Source organism: Kineococcus gurbantunggutensis (assembly GCF_050871925.1).
Lineage (GTDB): Bacteria > Actinomycetota > Actinomycetes > Actinomycetales > Kineococcaceae > Kineococcus.
The window spans coordinates 1-3,102 of record NZ_JBJLSG010000282.1; the positions used below are offsets into that span (position 1 = coordinate 1).

3 protein-coding genes are annotated in these 3,102 nt (G+C 74.3%); all 3 read left to right on the forward strand.

The annotated features are described in order from the left end of the window. Positions 1-128 precede the first annotated feature (128 nt). Positions 129-1,325, forward strand: coding sequence for a Gfo/Idh/MocA family protein (locus ACRYR7_RS24965; protein ID WP_432575053.1), 1,197 nt, complete (start codon positions 129-131; stop codon positions 1,323-1,325). Positions 1,326-1,336: 11 nt separating this feature from the next. Continuing rightward, the gene (locus ACRYR7_RS24970; protein ID WP_432575054.1) at positions 1,337-2,356 is read left to right on the forward strand and encodes a sugar phosphate isomerase/epimerase family protein; all 1,020 of its coding nucleotides are present in this window, start codon (positions 1,337-1,339) and stop codon (positions 2,354-2,356) included. Between the two features lie 168 nt (positions 2,357-2,524). Continuing rightward, positions 2,525-3,031: a CAP domain-containing protein gene (locus tag ACRYR7_RS24975; protein ID WP_432575056.1), complete on the forward strand. Its 507-nt coding sequence runs from the start codon at positions 2,525-2,527 to the stop codon at positions 3,029-3,031. Positions 3,032-3,102 lie beyond the last annotated feature (71 nt).

Below are 3,102 nucleotides of genomic sequence, written 5' to 3' on the forward strand. Positions count from 1 at the left end.
GGGGCGCGCGGGGGTGGGGGACCGGGGGCGGGGCGGGTGCGGGGCGGGTGCCGGCGACCCGCCGCGGCGGGGGTGTACCGGCGGCTGAACCGGATCAGTACGATCGCGGCGACGACGAGGAGGTCCAGGTGTCCCAGACCGCACCGAACGAACTGCCCGAGCTGGGTGTGGCCGTCGTCGGCCACTCCTTCATGGGCGCCGTCCACTCCCACGCCTGGCGCAGCGTCGACCACGTCGGCGAGCCGCGCTTCCGCACCCGCCGGGTCGCGCTCGCCGGTCGCGACGCCGGTCGCGCCACGGCCGCGGCCCGCCAGTTCGGCTGGGAGGAGGGCGTGGACGACTGGCGCGCCCTCATCGAGCGCGACGACGTGCACGTCGTCGACGTGCTCACCCCCGGCGACAGCCACGCCGAGATCGCCATCGCGGCCCTGGAGGCCGGCAAGCACGTGATCTGCGAGAAGCCGCTGGCCAAGACCGTCGAGGAGGCCGAGCGGATGACCGCGGCCGCCGAGGCGGCCTCCGCGCGCGGCGTGCGCAGCATGGTGGCCTTCAACTACCGCAAGGTGCCCGCGATCGGGCTGGCGCGCCAGCTCGTGCAGGCCGGCCGGCTCGGCGAGGTCCGGCAGGTGCGCGCGCTGTACCTGCAGGACTGGATCGTCGACCCGGAGTTCCCGCTGACGTGGCGGCTGCAGAAGGACCGCTCCGGCGCCGGCGCCCTGGGCGACATCGGCTCGCACATCGTGGACGCCGCGCAGTTCATCACCGGCCAGCGCCTCGTGGGCGTCAACGGCACCCTGGAGACGTTCGTCAAGACCCGCCCGCTGGAGGCGGCGCGCACCGGCCAGAACACCGGCCTGGGCGCGCAGGCGTCCACCGAGCGCGGCGAGGTCACCGTGGACGACGCGGCGGTGTTCTTCGGCCGCGGCGACGGCGGGGCCCTGATGACGTTCGAGGCCACCCGCATGGCATTGGGGCGCAAGAACGGCATGCGCATCGAGGTCAACGGCTCGCGCGGCTCGGTCGCCTTCGACTTCGAGTCCATGAACGAGCTGTGGTTCTTCGACGGCGACCTGCCCGACGCCGAGAACGGCTTCCGGCGCATCCTGGCGACCGAGCCGGAGCACCCGGGGGTGTCGAACTGGTGGCCGGCCGGGCACGGCCTGGGCTACGACCACCCGTTCGTGCACGAGCTGCAGGAGTTCCTCGGCGCGATCGCCGACGGGCGCGACCCCAGCCCCTCCTTCGCCGACGGCCTGCAGGTGCAGAAGGTGCTCGAGGCCGTCCAGCGCAGCGCCGAGAACGCCTCGGCCTACACCGAGATCTGAGGAGCACGACGATGGCGCCGAAGACCCCGCGTCCCGTGACGCTGTTCACCGGCCAGTGGGCCGACCTGCCGTTCGAGGAGGTGTGCCGCCTGGCCTCGGGGTGGGGCTACGACGGCCTGGAGATCGCCACCTGGGGCGACCACCTGGACTCCACGCGCGGCGCGCGCGACGACGACTACGTCGCCGAGAAGAAGGCCGTGCTGGAGAAGTACAACCTGCAGGTCTGGACGATCTCCGCGCACCTGTCCGGGCAGGCGGTGTGCGACCTCATCGACGCCCGCCACCGGGACATCGTCTCCGAGGCCGTGTGGGGCGACGGCGACCCCGAGGGCGTGCGGCAGCGCGCCGCGGAGTACGTCAAGGACACCGCCCGCACCGCCGCGAAGCTGGGCGTGAAGACCGTCACCGGGTTCACCGGCTCCTCGATCTGGCACACGGTGGCGATGTTCCCGCCCACCCCGGAGTCGATGGTCGAGGCCGGCTACCAGGACTTCGCCGACCGCTGGAACCCGATCCTGGACGTCTTCGACGAGCTCGGCGTGCGGTTCGCCCACGAGGTGCACCCCTCCGAGATCGCCTACGACTACTGGACGACCAAGCGCGCGATGGAGGTCATCGGCCACCGCGAGGCGTTCGGGCTGAACTTCGACCCGAGCCACTTCGTCTGGCAGGACCTGGACCCGATCGGCTTCCTGCGCGACTTCGCCGACCGGATCTACCACGTGCACTGCAAGGACTCGCGCAAGCAGCTCGACGGCCGCGCCGGCCGGCTGGGCTCGCACCTGCCGTGGGCGGACTCCCGCCGCGGCTGGGACTTCACCTCCGTCGGCCACGGCGACGTGCCGTGGGAGCTGATCTTCCGCGAGCTGAACAACATCGGCTACGCGGGCCCGACGAGCGTGGAGTGGGAGGACGCCGGGGTGGACCGCCTGCGCGGCGCCCCCGACGCGCTGGCGTTCGTCCGCCGCCTCGGCGAGCTCATCCAGCCGCCGGCCGCGGCGTTCGACGCGGCCTTCAGCTCCAAGAGCTGAACCCCCGCCCGGCGGGACCCCCCCCGGCGGGACCCCCGCCGCAGGACCCCCGTCCGCCGCAGCGCGGGCGGGGGTCCTGCGCGCCGGGTGGCAGTGTCGTGACGAAGAGTGTGTGGTGTGAATCACATCACAATCTCTGCGAACCGGTGGACTGGTTGAGTCTCGACCATGACGACGTCCCCCCGCCGCCGCACCACCGCCCTGGTCGCCGCCGCCCTCGCCACCGCCGCCCTCGGCGCCGCCACGGCCACCCCCGCCGCGGCCGTCGAGCTGTTCCCCGCCCCGCCGGCACCGCTGCCCGCCGGGGCCCAGCTCGTCCTCGACCGCACCAACGCCGCCCGCGCCCTCGCCGGCTGCGCCCCCCTGGCCGAGGCCCCGGCGATGACCGCCACCGCCGCCGCCCACAGCACCGAGATGGCCGTCACCGGCGTCCTGAGCCACCGCGGCGTCGACGGCAGCAGCGCCCGCGTGCGCCTGGCCGCCCACGGCGTGCAGGCCTGGCGCACCGCCGAGAACGTTGCCCAGGGCTACGACGCGGCCACCGTCGTCGACGCCTGGCTGGGCAGCCCCGGCCACCGCGCCAACCTGCTGGACTGCCGCCTGACCCACGTGGGCATCGCCGAGGCGCCCAGCCCGGTCGGCACCTACTGGACGCAGGTCTTCGCCAACTTCTGACCGGGCCCGCGGCGCCCGGTCCCGCCGCCCCCGCCCCGCTGCGCGACGGGCGCCGCCGCGCGGCGGCGCCC

Coding starts and splice junctions, on each gene's coding strand:
- ACRYR7_RS24970 (WP_432575054.1), top strand. CDS start 1,337: ATGGCGCCGAAGACCCCGCGTCCCGTGACGCTGTTCACCGGCCAGTGG.
- ACRYR7_RS24975 (WP_432575056.1), top strand. CDS start 2,525: ATGACGACGTCCCCCCGCCGCCGCACCACCGCCCTGGTCGCCGCCGCC.